Consider the following 17,743-nt stretch of genomic DNA (forward strand, 5'->3'; position numbering starts at 1 on the left):
ACAAACGATACAGATCTAGTTACGCTATTAAAAACGCTCTTTTCACAAATAGTTTAGCATTTTATTATCTTTTGGTTCTACTTATTAAAGAAAGATTTAAAAAAGTCTAGAAATTATGATTCCTAGACTAAAAGTTATATAATTACATCTCTGGAAATTTCAATGTTACCAGTTTGCTCCGTTTTTTATTTTTCTTTTTAGCGGAAGCTTGGAAATTATATTTCCCATAATCAGCTTGCCGTATTTTTACATATACCGTATATTCCTTGGAATTTTTCTTTGTCCAAAATTGTTTGAGCAATTTCCCTTTAAACCGAATATTGACCTTGGCGTTTTTTGGTGCATCACCAATTAGTTTAACTTTTGTTACTTTGTTATCATCCATCGACCCTCCAGCAATAATCTTATCGGGAGATGCTGTTAAATATCGTTTTGCAGGTACTTTCTTAATTTTACTTTTTAAAAACCCACGTTCTTTTGCATATACACGCAACGTATCACTTTTTTTGATTTTAATACTGATTCGATAATTCCCAGTCTTACGATTGGCTTTTTTTGTGACTTGTTTATTTTTATAGCATAGAGTTACACTTGCGCCTTTTCCTGCTTTACCTTTTACCGTTACTTTCTTCGTCTTAAAATTATATGTCACTTGCTTGGTTGTTGGTTGTTTACTAGTGGGTGCCAATGTTTTAGCTTCATAATTTGCCGGGAAACACATACCTACCATTATAAAAGCTACTAAAATAGTAAATAATCTTTTTTTCATCATATCCATGCACTCCTTATTTGATTTCATTTGGGAAATACCGTTTATTGGTAGAAACTTGTTGATACATATTAGCAAGCATACTATTAGCATTTTTCTTAGGTTTTATAAAAATAGACGTTCCTTCATTAATTAAATGATAATTATTTTTGGAGTCGTATCTTAATACTACTCGCACTCGCTGCCCCTTTTTTAAAATAATACTTTCTTCCAGATCCACCTTACTATTGCCGAGTTGTAGGATCTGGATATGCTTATGAGCAAAGTAAATAGTAAAACAAGACCTTTTATTAATGTTAGCATATTTCCCATATGTATAATAAATCCATCCTAGAAAGTTGTTTTTTCATCTTGAATAGGTATTGACACACTCGTTTTAGGTTGGTTTTTAAGATCTCTTAAATATTGATCACATAATGAGGTTCAGATATTTTCATTTATGCATAATTTTTAAAAAAAGACACATAATCTTCTTATTTTGGAGCTTATTCATCCTAATATTGATGTCATATTATGTAGATAGCAAATTTCCCCATTTTATCAGTGTATGTTTATTCATATTATTCTTTCTACTTGATGATTATCCATCCAAGTCTGCTTCCGGTTTGACCTCTTTTGCAATACAGTTCGGATATTGTAATAAGGTAACGTGATTGTTATTATCGAAAAGCCTTTTCAAATTATCGTGCATGATGATGGCTTCGCACTTTTTCCGGTTACATTGGTCTTGATCGTATAAAACGCTGCTATTGGGGAAAAATGTACTCTATTTCAATTCTAACTCTTTATATTTGCATCTATGTTTCTAAGTACTTAATGCCATTCTTCACCTTAAATAAAAAATTACGGCAAAAAGGGATTGCTTGAAAACGCCATTTTTAAAAATAGCATCCAAGCACTCCCTACTTATTTCAACTTATATCTACCTTATATAAACATCTGTTCCAACTGGAATGTGTTCATTTATCCATTTGGCATCGGGGATCGTCAGTCGAAAACAGCCGTGCGAGGCTTCTTTTCCTAATTTCATGGCTTCCTTTACTTTCACGTTTCCGCTAGCATCCATGGGAACGCTGTGGAACAGGAACTCGCCATGATTTTTCCAGGATGTCCAATATTTGGCGCCTTCTTGATATTTGGGGGAATAGAACCATTTACCGCGCTCATTCTCGATTTTATAATGGCCTCTTGGAGTGCTTGTCGCCTTTGAACCGTCTACACCGGAAGAAGTCACCATCGTATAGATCACTTTATCATCCTGCATGATCTTCACTCGCTGAGCTGCCATTGAAACATAGATCGCGACTTTATCATTGGCTTTCAAATCAGGATACGCTCCGCCAGAAGGCTTCGTCCAATCGAAAGCGATATCTTTTATTATGACAGCACTGAGTTTCTTAGACAATAATTGTCCTTCTTTTTGGAAGCCAATGGATGCTGCTGTACTTTGGATTGGATACAGGCCACTGACCAATAATACGAAGGAAAAAGCGAACAGCCAAATTTTTTTATACAAGAAACGTCACCTTATTTCACTAAATTCTTTTTAAAACGCTATGATTCTAGTATACGCTTCCGGTATGAGGATAACAACTAAGCTTTTTTAGATAGATAAATAGATCGCGATCTCACCATTTGCTTCATATTTTTCAAAATCTGCTTGATGTGTCCGTGCCAGCGTATCGTCTTGCGCCCAGATTTCCTGCCAAGTTTTAACGACGCCTTCCACGTTGTTGGGAACGACAGGTATCTTTAAATAATTGCCGGCCGGGATCGTGAAATTCGCTTTTTCTAGTGTATCTGCTTTAACTGCTAGATAATAGTCATATTTCCCGGTGTGATCGCTCTCGTAATTTGTATAAATCGAATAATATGGCAAAGGCTGATTTTCTTTTAAGAATGCCTCCCACATCTCACCGATCGCTTCACCTGCCTCTTGGTTGTCCATTCGTTTTTTGCTACCGAGGACCATTTGACCTTCTAAAATTACTGGTTTACTGTTCATTTCTCCGCCTCCTTGAAAACAGTGTAGCAGATTAACTCTGACAACTGGGTGTCAGCTTTTCCCTAAAAAAACAGAGCCATTTTTTTGGCTCTGTTGATGTCTATTTATTACCAACCTCGTTCATATTGCTTAGGCGGTGTGATCTCTTCGCCTAATTCAAGTGCTGCTGTGCGGGCAAAGTATGGATCGCGTAATAATTCGCGGCCAATGACGATCAAATCGGCGCGTTCATTACCGAGAATCTCTTCTGCTTGCGCACCAGTCGTGATCATTCCAAGCGCACCGGTCGCGATGCCTGCTTTTTGACGCAGATCATCCGCATACCGGGTTTGATATCCTGGATAAACATTTGGACGGACAGGAACGTTTCCGCCTGTACTTACGTCGATCAATTGCACGCCATCTGCTTTCATCCATTTCGCGAAAGGAACATGATCTTCTAATGTCAAACCTCCATGAACATAATCCGTAGCGGAAATGCGGACAAGCAGTGGTCCATCCCAAACTTCGCGAATCGCACGAATGATCTCGCCGAGGATGCGATAGCGATTGCCTGCCGGACCGCCGTAAGTATCTTCGCGCCGGTTAAAAAGCGGGGATAAGAATTGATGCACTAAGTAACCATGTGCTGCATGCAGTTCGATCACATCAAAGCCTGCTTCTTTTGCACGGAAAGCTGCGCGTTTGAAGTCCGATACGATCTCTGCGATCTCATCTTTCGTCAATTCTTTTGGCTTTTTGTAGTCATCACTGAAAGCAATCGCAGAAGGCGCAACGATCTCTTCATCTAATTCTGCTTTTCGGCCGGCATGTGCTAATTGGATACCGACTTTCGCGTCATAGCTGTGAACACTGTCTACGATGCGTTTCAATGCCGGAATCTGTTCATCATTCCAAATCCCTAGATCTTGGTACGAGATTCTGCCGACTGCTTGGACAGCTGTTGCTTCAAGTAAGATCAAGCCAGTGCCGCCAGCTGCTCTGGAAGCATAATGCGCTAAATGGAAATCTGTCGCGATTCCATCTTTCTTCTCCACCGAATACATGCACATTGGTGACATCACCAATCTATTTTTCAAAGTAACGTCTTTCATCTTATATTCTGAAAACAATTTTGACACGTTTACCGCTTCCTTTACATTTATAATTGTTTGACTTTGAGTCCCAGTCCTGAAGGTGATTCTCCATTTCTAAGCCGTTCTGCGATGGTATCCAGTTTCCGCAGCCGGTGATTGACCCCCGATTTACTTACTTGTCCGGAAGTCATCATCTCGCCCAGTTCTTTGAGTGAAACATCTTCGTGGGCGATCCTGAGTTCTGCGATTTCTTTCAATTTATCCGGCAAAGCTTCCAAGCCTACTTCTTGCTGGATGAATTTAATATTGTCGATCTGTCTTACCGCCGCATTGATCGTTTTATTCAAATTGGCTGTTTCACAGTTTACCAGACGATTGACGGAATTACGCATGTCACGCATGATCCTGACATCTTCAAAATGAAGCAGCGCCGTTGTAGCTCCGATCACGCTTAGAAACTCCGTGATTTTTTCGGCTTCTTTCAAATACGTGATAAAACCGTTTTTCCGTTCAAGTGTCCGGGCATGGAGCTCGAAACTATTCATCAGCTTGCAGATCGCTTCATTGTGTTCTTCATATACAGAGAAAATCTCTAAATGATACGAAGAAGTATCCGGGTTATTGATCGAACCGCTTGCTAGGAAAGCACCGCGTAAGTATGCTCGTTTGTCGCCCCGTTTTTTAACGAAATCAGCATCGATCGATTTCGTAACAGAAAAATCATCCTGTAAAATGTGGAGATCTTCCAAGATGGCACGAGTGCGGGTCTTAAATCGAACAATGTAAACATTATTTTTCTTTAACTTCATTTTTTTACGAACTAATAATTCAATTGGGATTTCATAGAGGTCTTTTAAAAGCCGGTACATCCTTCTAGCAATCGCAGCATTCTCTGTTTGGATGTCCAAAACAAATGTCTGATTGGAAAAGGATAAGGCGCCATTCATCCGAATAAACGCGGCCAGCTCTAATTTTGCATCATGGTTATTGATTTCCAATTGTGTCAATTCTTTTTTAGTTTCTGATGCAAACGACACGCCTCTCACTCCTTTAATTATTATTTTGCGCCAATAACTTCATTAATACCGCAGCTACCTTCTTAGCATCGTGGCGTACTAACCCTTCTTCTGTAGAAAGAAAATCATCCGTCAGTGCATGGATGCCTAGCTTACCGATCTGCTCTGTATCATGCGCGACTTGCCGGACATCTTCCGGAAACATTAATTCGCGTGGTACTTCTGCTGTATTGATGAGCGTATGGTTGATGATCGGTTCTCCAACGTGATCATGGATAACGCGAATATGATCCAGATCGCTGAAATTATCTGTTTCACCGATCTGCGTAAGAATATTTGAAATATAAACTACGGGAGCTTCTGTTCGGATCAGTTCCGCAGCAATATCTTTTACCAATAAATTGGGGAGGATACTAGTATACAAGCTACCAGGCCCAATTACAATCAAATCAGCTTCGGCAATTGCTTGCACTGCTGTATCCAGTGGCTTTACATCAATAGGATCAATGAATACTCGCTTGATCGGCTGACCTTGCAGCGGGATCAATGACTCGCCGTTGATAAAACTGCCGTCTTGCATCTCGGCATGTAGCACAAGTGGTTCATCTGTTGCCGGAATCACCTGACCGCGAATCTTCAACACTTTTGAAAGTACTTGGATCGCATCGACGTAACTATCATTCAGCTGCGACAAAGCTGTTAAGATCAAATTTCCGATAACATGTCCGGACAACTCTCCTTCGACTTCAAACCGATATTGAAAAAGATCGACGACACGCTGATCCACGTTGGAGAGCGCAAGCATTACATTACGGATATCGCCCGGTGGCAATACATCCATCTGTTTGCGGATCATGCCAGAACTTCCGCCATCATCTGCAACGGTTACGATCGCAGTGATGTTTACCTTTTCTTTTTTCAAACCTTTAAGTATGACCGGAAGCCCTGTTCCGCCTCCGATAACGACCACTTTCGGTAGCGTTTCTCTATCCATCTTAATTTCCCTTTCTCCGCTTCATATCTCTATGCGAAATAGTAACATCATATTTTTGACCGATCGCTTTTCCTACAAACGCCGACAAGGCAACTGAACGATGCTGACCGCCAGTACAACCGATCGCAATGCTGAGCTGCGTCTTGCCCTCACGTTTGTAATAAGGAAGTGAAAACCAGAGCATATCGAGCAGTTTATCCAAATACGTCTGCGTTTCCGGCCATTTCATTACATAATCATTGACCTCTTCATCCAGCCCTGTTAGCGGCCGTAGGTTATCGACCCAATGCGGATTCGGTAAAAAACGAACATCAAACACCAGATCGGCATCGATCGGCAAACCATATTTAAAGCCGAATGAAGTCACTTGAACATTAAAAATATCTTTGCTTTCCGCCTTGAATTCTTGGTTGATCCGCTCACGCAGTTCACGCGGCGTCATATTCGATGTGTTGATAAGGAGTTGCGCGCGCCCCTTGAGATCTTGTAGCAACGCTCGTTCCGCTTGGATCCCTTCTAAAATCGAACCGTTTGGCTCCAGCGGATGATGCCTTCTTGTTTCTTTATAACGGGACACCAGTACTTGGTCATCCGCCTCCAAGAAAAGCACTTTCGTCGTAATAAAGCTCGTATTATCTAAATCATCTAGCGCCTTTTCAATCGAATCGAAGAACTCCCGTCCACGTAGATCCATTACAATCGCGATTTTATCCGTCTTACCGGATTCTTTCATCAGCTCCCAAAAGGTAGGCAGTAACGTTGGCGGCAAGTTATCTACACAAAAAAACCCTACATCCTCTAGTGACTGCATCGCTACTGTTTTACCAGCTCCAGACATCCCTGTAATAATCACCAATTGAAGTTGGTTAGTGGACATTATTCCTCATCCTTCCCTATATATAAAACCATGTATTTTCTTCTATTCTACCATATTTTCAGTAAGAAAGAATCGGAATACGACCTAACCTCATTAGAAAAAAATGATTTCTCTCTATTTACTCGCTTGTAATGATTCCTCCTATGACTTATAATGATTGGTTAGTCTACTTTTTTCATAAAGGAGAATGTGTATGAGCGATAAAGAAACCGAAAAAGAGGTGCGTTATCTCCAAGAAGTCTACGCAAAGTTGCTACACCAAGAGGAGGAATTAACTGCACTACTCAAAACAGCAAAAGAGGAAGGCATCTCATCAATAAAATCGATGGCAGAAGATACCAGTATGAATTTCGATAATATGTTCGATACAATGGAATCACTGGCGGCGATCGAATCCAAGAATAAAGAAATCGATCAGCTGAATATTAAAGTCAAAACTGCCGATACCCTTCTTCAAAAGATCAAACGTCTATTACAATCACCTTATTTCGGTAAAATCAATGTTGACTTTTTAGATGCGGAAGCGCCGGAAGACTTCTACATCGGTATCCATAATTTTGCGAATGATGCCGGCGATAACTTGATTTACGATTGGCGCTCCCCGATCGCGGAATTATTTTATAATAACGCTCTTGGAAATTCCTATTACAGCGTCCAGCAGCGAAAGATCCAAGTTGCCATCAACAATAGAAGACAGTTTATCATTGCAAAAGACAAGTTGCTCAAATTTTTTGATACCTCGATCGCGATCCAAGACGATGTATTGCTGGAAGCGCTCGAACATAACGCCACTACTCAAATGAAAGACATTACTTCTACCATCCAGCAAGAACAGAATCGTATTATCCGCGACCAGAAAAATCATATCATTTTGGTAAATGGTGTCGCGGGAAGTGGGAAAACATCGACGATTATGCAGCGCATCGCCTATCTGCTTTATTCATTGCGACAAGAAATCACTGTAGACAATATGTTGATTTTATCGCCCAATACTAACTTTGTTACTTATATTTCCAATGTTTTACCTGCTCTAGGTGAAAAGAATCCTACTAACCTTACATTCCGGGAGCTTATTCAGCGTCAGCTAGCTGACCCACTCGAAACAGAACCACAGTATTTCGCCAGGATCAGCAAAGAAACCGTTGATGCACAAGCAGTAGTCCTACGCAGCAAAGCTTTTATCGATCACATCAAACAAGTTGACGAGCTGCCGCTGAACGATTCCTTTATTCGTAGCATCACTCAAAATGGTAAGGTCATTATTTCTAAAGAGAGAATAGCCGCAATCTATGCAAACGCCCCAGCAGCACCGCTGAAAAAAGTACAAGCCGTCAAAGAAGCACTACTAGATCATTGGAAAAAGCGCCTTCGCACCGAAGCAAAAAGCGCTGCCGCTCAAGATTTATTCTTATCCTTAACAGAAGATCAACAGCAGAAATACTTTGGGAAATTGATCACCGCAGACGATGAAAAAAGTGTTTTAAATTATACGCAACTCTTATTGGCAAGGCGCTATCGTAAAGTGACCAAAGCCATTCAGGAAAATAAATGGCTCAACAGCGCAAAAATATTGGAACATCTATATTCCACCTATCAAAAGCAGCCCTATCAATGGCAGGATCCTGCCACTTTCACAGTGGATGAAGCGACCGCTTTGCTTGCTATCCGTCATTTTCTTATCGAAAAAAGCCATACACCCGCGATTCGCTTTCTATTGATCGATGAGGTTCAAGATTACACGCCAGCGCAGATCTGCTTACTAGCTGAACTATTTCCCAACAGCGATTTTACCATGGTCGGCGATGAAAATCAGGCGATCTTCAACACAGCGATCTCGTTTGCTGAGATCACCAGCTGTTTTTCTACTCGAAATACACCCATCGCGCGATACGATCTGTTAAACAGCTACCGTTCCAGCGGCGTCATCACTGAACTCTTCGGTCAGTTAGCTGCCTCCACTAAAAGGCTGACCATTGTTCCCGTCCGCCCAGCAGGACACCCGCCGCAAGTTTTTAAAATCGAAGACCCGCAAGACCTGATTCCATTGGTAGGCAAGCTGCTGGAAGAACTACAACACGAACCGCTAACGATCATTACAAAGACAAGCGCAGAAGCGGACAAAATCGCTGCCGTATTTGCCAGTGATGCACAGGTCAGCGTTTTGCCGATCAGTGTCTCGAAAGGGCTGGAGTTTTCCAATGTGCTTGTGTACGATATTTCTGCAGATAACTATAATACCGCTAGAGATAACCGCATCCTCTATACGGCGATCTCGCGGGGAATGCAGCGACTGTTTTTGACGTACGCCGGAGAAATGACAAAAAGCCTTCATATTGAATAAAAAACGAGACGGGAACAATCCCGTCTCGTTTTGCTTTGTTTCAGTGCGACCCATGAATCGCTGCAAATTCTGACTTTAATAAAGCATAGGTGTTAAAATCTCGAAATTCTCCCCTGATCAATTTACTTTGTTTCAGTGTGCCTTCTAGCATAAATCCGCATTTTTCCGCAACTCGATTACTTCCTTTGTTTTCTGTGTCGGCAACCAACGTGATTCGGTTCAATGCCAGCGTTTCAAACCCGATCTGACAAAGTTTTTGTACACATTTAGGGGTAATACCTTTTCCAATGTAAGCAGAATTGATCCAATATCCGATTTCTGCAGAATGATTTGCCGCATCAATAAAATGCAAGTCGATTGCTCCGACAATCTTGCTTTCATAGGCAATCAGATACAGTCTATCTGTCCCCTTCGCATAACCCGCCAGCTTGATCCTGAAATAATTTTCTTCATCTGCAAGTTCGTTCGTATCATCCACATAGTTTAAAAACTTCCGCAGATGTTCACGATCGTTATCCAACACAGCATAAAGATCCTTGGCATTTTCAAGTGATGGCTGAACTAAATCAATTTTTTCGTCGACAGATAATATGAAATTATAATCCATTTTCCCTCTCTCCCGCCATTCTTATTTTCCTAATAATAGCATACCAGCAGGTGTTTTAGAAATTCTCCACTTCCACATTGACGATTTCCGCTATTAATTATACGATAGAAAGAGAATGAATCTGAATCTAGTAAAGAAAAGGGAAGAATATGGAAAAAAAACAGGCAGTTCAACTTATAAATGTATCCAAAAAATATAATTTATTAAAAAGCCGCAACGATAAACTTAAAAATATGTTTTTCAATAAACAAACAGATACTTTCTGGGCATTGCGCAATGTTAATTTGACGATTTATCAAGGCGAGACAATTGGATTAGTCGGGATCAATGGCGCTGGGAAATCCACGCTTTCCAATGTGATCTCCGAATCGATCATCCCCACGCACGGTGAAGTGCTTATCAACGGCGAAGTTTCTTTGCTTGCGATCAAAGTTGGTCTGAAAAATGCCTTATCTGGTGTAGAAAATATTAAATTAAAACTATTGATGCATGGATTGAACCCCAAACAGATCCAAGAACTGTTGCCTTCTATCATTGAATTTGCCGATATTGGTACCTTCATTGACCAGCCAATCAAGAATTACTCTAGCGGAATGCGGTCACGGTTGGGATTTGCAATTTGTGTGCATTTAGATCCAGACATCCTCATCATTGATGAAGCACTCTCTGTCGGCGACCAAACTTTCTACCAAAAATGTGTAGACCGAATCGATGAATTAAAAAATTCCGGGAAAACCATTATCTTCGTCAGTCATTCTTTAGCGCAAGTCAAGAAACTTTGCGACCGGATCGTCTGGATGCATTACGGCGAAGTCCGCGCATTCGGCGAAGCAAAGCAGATCGCAAAGGATTATGACGCCTTTATCAAAGAATATAAGGCGATGCCAAAAAAAGAGCGCAAAGCCTACATTGCCGCCTATCGGGAAGAACAAATGCAGGACACACATATTCTTGTTGATGAAAAAGAGACCGAAAAAAAACACAAGCCGATCACGAATATTCTGCTAGGGATACTATTAGTGGAGTACCTGCTCTTCTTCGGTGCTTTAGTTGTGACAGATACATCGCTGTCCGGTCTGATCAAAAGTTGGGGGAAACACGCCCCGGCAATTAGCCAACAGAGTCCGAAAACGATCGATCAGGCGGATAAAAAATAAAAAAAGGACGAGCTATTTGTGAAAAAGCTCGTCCTTTTTTTATACATTAACGATTGCAGGCTTCACGATTTTGCGCTCGCGAATAGCTAAGAATACACTTATGAAAATAAAATCGACTATTGCTAAAGCAAGTACGATCTGCCAAAGCAACACATGCTGCTCCGCCATTATCATTTCACCCATATAAACTAAACTCCAAAAAGCAAATAAAGTTAAATAAACAAGTCCATGTTTTTCGATGAAATGATAGCCAAATAATTTTTGTACCGCCAAAACTTGTTTATTTGCTTCGATATAAAAGATAATCGAGAATATCGCAAGGTTCATGAGTAAAACCGTCGATAAAAGAATATAGCTTATGCCTATTTCCAAGCTTTCCTTATTGTTTTTACTATCCGTTTCCACCCAGAAATAGGCAGAACCAGAAGGGGTCCAATAATTATCAAATCCATATTTTTTTAGCAGCTGTTTTGTTTGCGCGAACGGTTTTTCATTGGTGTGATTTTTAGGAAAATACCCTCGCCCCATCGCGAGTTTATTTGATAAATATTGTGAATTCGCATACGGTGTGATAATAACCGCAATTGGATCAATGAGTTGATAGGTGTTGTCTTTGGCAAAATCCGTCGAATAGGAAAAATAAGATTGTCCATCTTTCACATAAATAAGCTTGATATTCGGTGCTTTGTTCGTTTTATTACTATAAATATCTTCATAATCCACTTTTAGTGTCTTTTTGATTCTGGTTTGATATTTTTTATATTTGAGCGGCACTAAAGCCGTCAACGTATTGGCAAACTTCTTGGAGGAAATATTTATTTTTTTATTTTCTGCATCTATGATCGGATTTATCGCTAAATAATTGTTATTTAGTTCTACCCGCCTTCCTTCTGCTCCAAAAAAATCTGTTGAATAGGTTTCTTCCTGATCCTCCTCATAATAATTGGAAGGCATGATATAAAGTGCACCTTTTTCCTCTAGTTCTCTGTATAGTTGAGTAAAAGATTTATTTTCAGCTGCCATCAACCCACCGTCTAAGCTTGTAGACGAGGCAGAAATCGTCAAATAATGATAATGCTTCAACAAAGACCATTTTTTATCCGTCGTCATTATCTTTTTCATAGCTATGGTTTCTTTAAGCCCTTGCTGTAGCGCTAGTACGAGTAAAAGCGACAATCCGAATTTTGCCAAAATAGTGACCAGTAAAAGTATCTTCACAGGTTTTTTATTTTTAATCATTTGAGTGATCTTGATTCGACTTGCAAGTACCCAGACGAGCAGAAAAACAATTCCTAAAACAAGCAGAATCGGAGTAATTACTTTCAGCCAAAAAACCATAAAGGCACCAAATTGCTGAAATTGGTTCACCAATCCTAAATAAAGGAGCAAGCCGGAAATACCTATTCCAATCCCCAGAAACAAACTATTTCGGTAGCGATTCCACAGATATATACCAATATCTCCGAAATTCCCGCCAAACAAATAACGGATCGCTATTTCTTTATAATTGCTGACTGTGTCATAAAGCATCGCTAAACCAAACATGACGCATAAAACCAGAGAGGATTGAAAAATCAGCTTTTCATATGGATATGGCGTCTCCATTCCCGAGGCAGAAGAATTTTTTGAGATTGTTAGCATAAACTTGTTTTTTTCGGCAAGCTTTTTAAAAGCCGCTAGATTTTGATCCCCGCCGACTTCATACTCTCCACGAATATCAGCTTGATCAGCCGCTGCACTTAGCGGACGGAATTCGATTGGATCAAAGCTATGAAAAAGTTCTACCTGCCCGATCTGTTTGGAGTCGCCTGTTGCGATAGTTGAAAGAAACACTGACTTCGGGCTTTTCTCTGTTAGATAATTTCCAGATTTCAGCTCTAATTGTTCAAAGTACTTCTCTTTATCTCCTAAAGCTACATAATAGACAAGCGTATTGCCACTCGCCCCATCTAATATTTCTCCCGTTCTTTGTAAATTTATTTTTGTTTCAATCGCTATTTTTTGAAGTAATTTATAATTAGCATCTACGGTTTTATCGTTATCAACAGCTTCAATGATAACTCGCTGCGTATTCTCTATATTTTGTCGATTAAAATTTTGAAATTGATGAAATCCAAATTGTTTGATTGCTAAATAACTGGTTAATGTAAAGGTAAGCAACATTAAAATGAATAATACTTTTTTCATTATTGCTCCATCCTTCCAAGATCAACTATCCTTGAAAAAATAGTGCGTAGTTCCTTATCATGTGTGACCATCACAATCGTTTTCCCAGTACGGTGTAGCTCTTGAAATAAGGCAATGATGTGATCTCGGTTTACAGGGTCAAGCGATCCAGTCGGTTCATCAGCAAGAATGATCGGCGGATCTTTGAGCAGCAGCCGTGCGATAGAAATACGCTGCTGCTCACCACCACTTAATGTGCAGATTTTTTTCGCTTCATATCCTGTCAACCCAACTTTTTGAAGTGCCTTCGCTAACAAATCCGCCTTCTTTTTCTTAGCCCCTTTTTTATATGTCAAAGCGATTTCCAAGTTTTCTTTGACTGTTGCATTGTCGATCAAAGCGTAATTTTGAAAAATAAATCCTAGATTTTCCCGCAATAGCAACCGCTTTGCATGACTTCCTTTCGCTTGCCGTCCATTGATCTTAACAATTCCCGCATCCGCGGATTCCAATGTGCCGATCATATTTAAGAGTGTCGTTTTTCCTTGTCCGCTTTTACCCATAATGCCTACAAATTCTCCTGGCTTGATGTGTAAGCTAAAATCTCGAAACAGCTGCTTATTTCCGAAATTTTTTTGAATGTTTTGGAGTATGATCATCAGAAAGTCCTCTCTTCTCTTATTTTAGGTGACTGATTGTTGGCTTGTGTTTCTTTTAGCAAAAATAAGAAGCATCGTTCCCGGTAAACAACTGAAAATGAGTTCTTTTTGTTCAACATACACTTTTTCCGTTTATTTTTCTATAAGTGGAACACCATTGACAGTGCCATATTCTTCCGTTTCCTTAATTTCTTGTACCCCTTTTTCAATTTCTTCCAATGCTGCTTTATACTTTTTGGAGCCGGCGATTTTTTTGATTTGATCCTTCACTTCTTTTGTAATACGGTAATTGTCGATATAGATAAACATTTCATCCTTTCTTACTTCCTCGTCGCCATAGGTCGAACTATTATAACCATCATAGGGATTAAAATCGGGGTTTATTATTTCAGGAATAAATTCAGTTGCACTACCACCTTCTTTTGAATGGGCTACTACATACACCGAATAAAATTTATTCTTTTTCCTAGGCTCTTTGCGAATCTGTTCTTCTATCGCTTTACTATCCATTGAGTTATTTATTTCATTATTCTCATTTGAAAGAGAAGCTTTTTTTGCCTGTTTCTGTTTACTGACTTGTTTAGTATTATCTACTTTCATAACTTTATAATAAGTATAGAATCCGCCAGCTAGGAGTAACGCTATTAATAAAAAGTTGAAAATCAATTTCTTCTTGAACAATAATATCCCCACCTTATTATCTAGTTTCACCTAATAATCAATATTCATATAACTACATTCTAAATTAGAGTCAAGTTAAAAACAGGCTCTTAAAAAATATTAGGAACAAACATATCAACGCTGTGATTACATTGGAGGGGTAGTTCCATGTTTGTATGCATAAGGTCCATAATACTTAATATTCAACTTCGACCACTGCCCTTTTTTCACAACAGGTCCGTTAAATCTAGTTTTCCCTCCAATGATCGTATAAGTTGAGTGTCCAACATCACTGCGATAATAATGGTTATACCACTTCATACTCGATTGGTTATATCCTTTATTCCATTTCTTCACCAACGCTGCTTGACTTGTCATCGGTATACATAAGCTTAGTGCGATTACACCAATCATCATAATAGCAAATACTTGTCGTTTCATTTTCTGTACCTCCTAGATGTTATTTTATTACGCTCACAACGTAACATATGCTCCTATAATTGTCAAACTAGTACGAAAGTACAAAACATTACAATAATACGATTTTTTTTAAACAAAATAAACAGGCTCCCCTCCCGGAAAGCCCGTTCCTTTTATTCTACTTTTGCCAGCAACCCTGCTTTGACTGCTTCTAATTTTCGTTCACTTGCCTCGGCACTTTCGCCTTTCACGCTAAAATAAAATTTGATTTTTGGCTCTGTTCCAGAAGGACGCAGTGCGAACCAGGAACCATCTTCAAGAAAACATTTCAATACATCTGCTTTTGGAAGCTCGATTGCTGTTTCTTCACCGGTTTCTAAATTCGTTTCTATTTGTGTTAAATAGTCTTCAATTCGAGCGATTGGTTCGTCCCCGATTTTTTTCGGGAGTTCTGCACGGAAATCATGCATGATTGCTTTGATTTTCTCTGAGCCATCTTTTCCGGACATCGTTTTGGAAATAAGGGCCTCTTTGTAGTAGCCAAATTGCTCAAACAAGGCTTCCAGTTCTTCAAAGAGTGTCCGATTTTGCTGTTTGCTGGACAGGGCTACTTCGCAGATCGACAGCACTGCTTGGATCGCATCTTTGTCGCGTGTGAAGGATTTGACCATATACCCGTTGCTTTCTTCATAACCGAATTCAAAAGTATGGGAGCCGCTTGCTTCAAATTCTTTGATTTTTTCTGCAATAAATTTGAAACCAGTCAAAACTTCGATCATTTTAGCGCCATAGAAGGAAGCGATGTCTTTACCAATGTCGCTTGTCACGATTGATTTTAAGACTGCTGCGTTTGCCGGAAGCTGGCCGAGTGCTTTCATTTGTTTCAGGCGATAGTTTAAGATCAGCGCACCGATCTGATTTCCAGACAACACTTCAAAACTACCAGAACTATCGCGAACAGCAACGCCTAAGCGGTCTGCATCCGGGTCGGTCCCCACTAAGATATCAGCATCGTATTTTTCCCCATATTCAATTGCTTTTAGGAATGCTTCCTTATTTTCTGGATTTGGCGATTTGACGGTTTTAAAGTCAGGATCATTGATGAATTGTTCCTCGACTTTGATGATATTTGTAAAACCAACACTTTCCAGAGCTGGTACGCCTAAGATTCCGCCAGTTCCGTGCAATGGCGTAAAGACGATTTTCAGATCTTTTCCTTTTGTATTTACTAGATCCTTATCCACGATCACCTCTTTAACACGGTTTAGATAAGGTTCATCAACTTTGCTGCTGATGACTTCTAACAGCCCTTTTTCTTTTAATTCGTGGATAGGAGCTGCTTTGATTGCAAAAATATCCTCGATCGCTTCGATATGATTCGTCACGATGTCAGCAGATTCTGGCGGCATTTGCCCGCCATCCTCGCCGTAAATTTTATAGCCATTATATTCCGGCGGATTGTGGCTCGCCGTAACAACGATCCCGCTGAAGCAATTTAAGTAGCGTACTGCGAAAGAAAGTTCGGGAGTAGGACGTAATGATTCGAATACATACGATTGAATCCCGCGTTCGCCTAAAACAGCAGCAGATTCATACGCAAATTCTTGCGACATATGTCTTGGATCATAAGCGATCGCTACTCCGCGTGCTTTTGCCGCGTCTCCATTGCTTTCAATAAACGCAGCCAGACCACTGGTTGCTTTGCGGATCGTATAGATATTCATTCGATTCGATCCGGGACCGATGATACCGCGCATGCCGGCAGTTCCGAACTCCATGTCGCGATAAAAACTGTCCTCCAACTGTTTATCATCTTCTTTGATTGTTTCTAATTGTTTTTTTAAAGCTGGATCCAGTTCTTTATTTGCGACCCATTTTTGATAATTTTCTTGCCAACTCATTATATGTATCCCCTCTCCTTTATTTTACCTCACTACTTTCGCGGATAATCAAATCGGTTGCGATCATTACTTTTTTGGCAACTTCTCTTTCCCCAGTCAATCGCTCATGTAAGAGCTTCATCGCTGTTTCGCCCATCAGTTCCGTGTAGACCCGCACCGTGCTAAGTGGTGGATAGACGTACTTTGCAACACTGGTATCATTCAATCCAATCACTGCCACTTGCTCTGGCACCTTGATTTTCGCATGTTGAAGTGCACGCAATGCACCGATCGCAATAGAATCATTTGCAGCAAAAAAGGCGGACGGCAGCTGCGTTCCTAACGTTTGGATCGCTTCCGTCATTAACTGATAACCCGATTCAACGTTGAATGCCCCTGTAAATACCATCTGTTCATCATAGCGGTCCTTCTTTTCCAAATATGCCTGAAAACTACTGGCTCTGGTGTCTGCAATGATCGAGGAATGGTCAGTGAAAAACTCTTCTCCGCCTAAAAAGCCGATCTTCGAATGACCTTGATCAATAAAATAATCAATCACGCTAATAACACCCTGATCCAAGTCGGCGACGACCGAATCCAATCGACGAACAGACATATCTTGATCTGTAAAGCAAATCGGTACTCGATATGTCTCCAGCTTTTCAATTTGCTTGTCGCTGAATTTACCAATGGCAATGATTCCTTCTGCGCCCTTGAGCATCGTTTCTGCGTCTTGTGTAACAGAAACAAACTGGTAGCCAAGCTCTGCGGCTTTTGCTTCGACGCCCATGCGGATCGCCAAATAGTAAATGTCCATCAGCTCTTCTTGTTCGGTATACCATTTGACAAGTGCGATCTTGGCATGCTTTTTTTGTTTTTTCTGTTTATGTTTCGTATAATGCAGAGACTCCGCGACTTCAAAAATTCGTTTTTTTGTTTCATCGCTGGTCGATAATGTATTGTCAAAATTCAAGACTCGTGAAACCGTTGCTGCGGAAACACCCGCTTTTTCAGCAATATCTTTGATTGTTGCCACGCTGCCACCTCCACATGTTTCCCCTTTATTCTACCAAGTTATCTGCCATTCGTCTATTTCAAAATCAGAAGCACCTGAAA

The 17,743-nt window shown here is 40.2% G+C and carries 16 protein-coding genes; 2 read left to right on the top strand and 14 right to left on the bottom strand.

All coding sequences use genetic code 11. The features are described from left to right. Window positions 1-142: 142 nt before the first annotated feature. The 7 genes from EL241_RS11850 to rapZ all read right to left on the bottom strand — a co-directional run bounded on the left by EL241_RS11850 (window position 143) and on the right by rapZ (window position 6,737). Entirely contained in the window at window positions 143-772 is a 630-nt protein-coding gene (locus EL241_RS11850) for a hypothetical protein (protein WP_126320613.1), read from the bottom strand. 919 nt (window positions 773-1,691) lie between these two features. Further along, window positions 1,692-2,285, bottom strand: coding sequence for a L,D-transpeptidase (locus tag EL241_RS11855; protein ID WP_052009154.1), 594 nt, complete (start codon window positions 2,283-2,285; stop codon window positions 1,692-1,694). Window positions 2,286-2,372: 87 nt separating this feature from the next. After that, window positions 2,373-2,774, bottom strand: coding sequence for a GyrI-like domain-containing protein (locus tag EL241_RS11860; protein WP_052009153.1), 402 nt, complete (start codon window positions 2,772-2,774; stop codon window positions 2,373-2,375). Window positions 2,775-2,881: 107 nt separating this feature from the next. Then, window positions 2,882-3,895, bottom strand: coding sequence for an NADPH dehydrogenase NamA (gene namA, locus EL241_RS11865; protein ID WP_036105714.1), 1,014 nt, complete (start codon window positions 3,893-3,895; stop codon window positions 2,882-2,884). A gap of 20 nt (window positions 3,896-3,915) precedes the next feature. Beyond that, entirely contained in the window at window positions 3,916-4,887 is a 972-nt protein-coding gene (gene whiA, locus EL241_RS11870) for a DNA-binding protein WhiA (RefSeq protein ID WP_036105710.1), read from the bottom strand. A gap of 13 nt (window positions 4,888-4,900) precedes the next feature. Then, window positions 4,901-5,860, bottom strand: coding sequence for a gluconeogenesis morphogenetic factor MgfK (locus EL241_RS11875; RefSeq protein WP_036105706.1), 960 nt, complete (start codon window positions 5,858-5,860; stop codon window positions 4,901-4,903). Between the two features lies 1 nt (window position 5,861). Continuing rightward, on the bottom strand, window positions 5,862-6,737 hold the full coding sequence (gene rapZ / locus EL241_RS11880) for an RNase adapter RapZ (protein ID WP_003758973.1): 876 nt from the start codon (window positions 6,735-6,737) through the stop codon (window positions 5,862-5,864). A 193-nt stretch (window positions 6,738-6,930) separates the two neighbouring features. On the opposite strand from rapZ, the gene EL241_RS11885 reads away from it, so the two are divergent. Next, window positions 6,931-9,078: a HelD family protein gene (locus EL241_RS11885; protein ID WP_036105703.1), complete on the top strand. Its 2,148-nt coding sequence runs from the start codon at window positions 6,931-6,933 to the stop codon at window positions 9,076-9,078. 40 nt (window positions 9,079-9,118) lie between these two features. On the opposite strand, the gene EL241_RS11890 is transcribed toward EL241_RS11885, so the two are convergent. Then, entirely contained in the window at window positions 9,119-9,685 is a 567-nt protein-coding gene (locus tag EL241_RS11890; RefSeq protein WP_036105701.1) for a GNAT family N-acetyltransferase, read from the bottom strand. 149 nt (window positions 9,686-9,834) lie between these two features. On the opposite strand from EL241_RS11890, the gene EL241_RS11895 reads away from it, so the two are divergent. After that, window positions 9,835-10,842 carry an ABC transporter ATP-binding protein gene (locus EL241_RS11895; RefSeq protein ID WP_126320614.1) on the top strand — a complete coding sequence of 336 codons (1,008 nt, stop codon included), beginning with the start codon at window positions 9,835-9,837 and terminating at the stop codon, window positions 10,840-10,842. Between the two features lie 39 nt (window positions 10,843-10,881). On the opposite strand, the gene EL241_RS11900 is transcribed toward EL241_RS11895, so the two are convergent. The 6 genes from EL241_RS11900 to EL241_RS11925 form a co-directional block, all read right to left on the bottom strand. Further along, window positions 10,882-13,029 (bottom strand): bacteriocin-associated integral membrane family protein, encoded by a 2,148-nt coding sequence (locus tag EL241_RS11900; RefSeq protein ID WP_126320615.1) that lies wholly within the window; start codon window positions 13,027-13,029, stop codon window positions 10,882-10,884. Further along, entirely contained in the window at window positions 13,029-13,667 is a 639-nt protein-coding gene (locus tag EL241_RS11905; protein ID WP_036105691.1) for a putative bacteriocin export ABC transporter, read from the bottom strand. Before EL241_RS11905 ends, EL241_RS11900 begins: the two co-directional genes overlap by 1 nt. Window positions 13,668-13,799: 132 nt before the next feature. Further along, on the bottom strand, window positions 13,800-14,348 hold the full coding sequence (locus EL241_RS11910) for a hypothetical protein (RefSeq protein ID WP_126320616.1): 549 nt from the start codon (window positions 14,346-14,348) through the stop codon (window positions 13,800-13,802). A 126-nt stretch (window positions 14,349-14,474) separates the two neighbouring features. Beyond that, window positions 14,475-14,768, bottom strand: a complete 294-nt coding sequence (locus EL241_RS11915; RefSeq protein WP_036105685.1) for a hypothetical protein — start codon at window positions 14,766-14,768, stop codon at window positions 14,475-14,477. Between the two features lie 152 nt (window positions 14,769-14,920). Beyond that, complete coding sequence (locus EL241_RS11920) at window positions 14,921-16,648, bottom strand: phospho-sugar mutase (RefSeq protein ID WP_003758965.1); 1,728 nt, start codon at window positions 16,646-16,648, stop codon at window positions 14,921-14,923. Window positions 16,649-16,667: 19 nt separating this feature from the next. Next, window positions 16,668-17,663: a LacI family DNA-binding transcriptional regulator gene (locus EL241_RS11925; protein ID WP_126320617.1), complete on the bottom strand. Its 996-nt coding sequence runs from the start codon at window positions 17,661-17,663 to the stop codon at window positions 16,668-16,670. Window positions 17,664-17,743: the final 80 nt, after the last annotated feature.

It is taken from the genome of Listeria grayi (assembly GCF_900638015.1).
Classification (GTDB): domain Bacteria; phylum Bacillota; class Bacilli; order Lactobacillales; family Listeriaceae; genus Listeria; species Listeria grayi.